The 1,977-nt window shown below is 64.2% G+C and carries 2 protein-coding genes; both read right to left on the bottom strand.

All coding sequences use genetic code 11. The annotated features are described in order from the left end of the window. Positions 1-181 (bottom strand): hypothetical protein (locus tag ACFWF3_RS33950; RefSeq protein WP_379318088.1); only part of this gene is annotated, 181 nt, incomplete at its 3' end. A gap of 183 nt (positions 182-364) precedes the next feature. Then, positions 365-1,977 (bottom strand): MMPL family transporter (locus tag ACFWF3_RS33945; protein ID WP_379318086.1); only part of this gene is annotated, 1,613 nt, incomplete at its 5' end.

Here is a 1,977-nt window from a genome sequence, read left to right as displayed (position 1 = left end):
TCGTCCAGATGTCGCGCTGATAGGCAGTCAGTGGATGGCGCATGGAAACGGACATGGATATACCCCTGAGGTGAAGAGCTGAAATGTGCTCGATCGCGCGGCGCTGCAGCGATCCGAATTCCGTCCGGTGGCGGTCTTCGCCCGGCTGATCGGGCGATTCACGAGTGGTCCGTGCGCCCAAACGGCGCTCGTTTCACTGTGTCATTCGGGTTGGTCGATAGCCAATGTTGTTGTGCGGTAACGGAAGTCACTTATCGCGGAAATGGGTCGGCGAAACGCCGGATTGTCCGGATATTTGGTCCTGTGAGACGAATACGGAGCCGAAGAATTGCACCGGGAGCCAAACCGCCGCGCAGGCGATCGGTCAGTTCTCACGCACGGCGATGTGACGATGGACTCTTCGCAGGAACGGCGGTGCCCACCAGTTCGCGGCACCCAGCAGGCGCATAAAGGCAGGTACCAACACGCCCCGGACGACGGTCGCGTCCATCAGCACCGCCAGTGTCAAGCCCACGCCCATCAGCTTGGTGAACGCGACCTGTGAAAAGGCCAGTCCCACACAGACAATCGCCATCAGCGCGGCGGCCGCGGTGACGATGCGGCCGGTGCGCTCCAGTCCGTACGCGACCGCGTCGGCTGTCACACCGCGCGTCCGGTACTCCTCGGCGATCCGTGACAGCAGGAACACCTCGTAGTCCATCGACAATCCGAAGGCCAAGCAGAAGACGAGCACCGGTACGGGCGCGGCCAGATAGCCGATCTCGGTGAAATCGCCGACCAGCCATTTCAGATGCCCGTCCTGGAAGATGTAGACCATCGCGCCGAAGGTCGCCGACAAGCTCAACGTGTTGAGCAGCACCGCCTTCAACGGGATCACCACACTGCCGGTGAACGCGAACAGCAACACCAGCATCGCGACCACGATGAGTGCGACCACCAGCGGCAGGCGCCCTGCCAATCCGGATTTGGTATCGGTGTTCTCGGCCGTGGCGCCGCCGACCAGCAGTGGCGCGGGCGAATCGGTCCGCCGGATGTCATCGAGCAAGGTTTCGGCTGCCGGCGAATACGGGTCGACGTCGGGGATCACCGTCAGATGTGCGCCCTCGGGCCCGGACTGGCCATGGACCAGCCGCACATGCGAGAGGTGCTGTATGCGTTGTGTCAGCTGGGCCAGTTCGTCCGCGCTGATCGGCCCGTCGACGACCACATCGAATCGGCCCGCCGAGGTCGCCGGGAATTCGGCGCGCAGCACGTCACCGACTTGACGGCTCTCCACCGTCACCGGCAATGCTCGGTCGTCGGTCAGTCCCAATCGCAACCCGGCGAACGGGACGCCGAGCAAGACCACCACCAGCAGCGCGGCACCACCGAATACCCAGGGGCGCGCGGTGACTCGCCGTGCGGTGCGATACCAGAAACCGTTCTCGGGCAGCATGGGTGCTGGGTCGGCTCGCCCGCGCAGCCGCCGTAGGCCTCGACGCAGGTCGAGTGAGTCGATGCGGTGCCCGAACAACATGAGCAGGGCAGGCAGCAATGTCACGGTCGCGAGCGCGGCCAAGAGCGTCACCGACAGGCAGGCCGCGGCCAGTGAACGCAGGAACGGCATCGGGAACAGCAGCATCGCCAGCATCGCGATGACGATCGTGGCGGCCGAGAACAGCACCGTGCGCCCGGCGGTCAGCACGGTCACCCGCACCGCGGTCGGCACGTCGCGACCACCGTGGCGCTCTTCTCTGAATCGGCTGACCAGGAACAGGCTGTAGTCGATGCCGAGACCGAGTCCGAGCACCGTGGTCAGGTTCAGCGCATAGCTGGAAACCTGGGTGATCTCGGTGAGCAGACGCAGGATTCCGAAGGTGCCGATGATCGACACCACGCCGAGTACCAGTGGCAGCCCCGCGGCGATCAGACTGCCGAAGATCAGCACCAACAGCACCAGCAGGATCGGAATCGTTACCGCCTCACTGACTTTCATGT

Origin of the sequence: Nocardia sp. NPDC060220 (genome assembly GCF_042727815.1) — a bacterium.
GTDB lineage: Bacteria > Actinomycetota > Actinomycetes > Mycobacteriales > Mycobacteriaceae > Nocardia.
The sequence above is the reverse complement of the archived record's forward strand: the minus strand, read 5'-3'. Positions and strand labels throughout refer to the sequence as shown.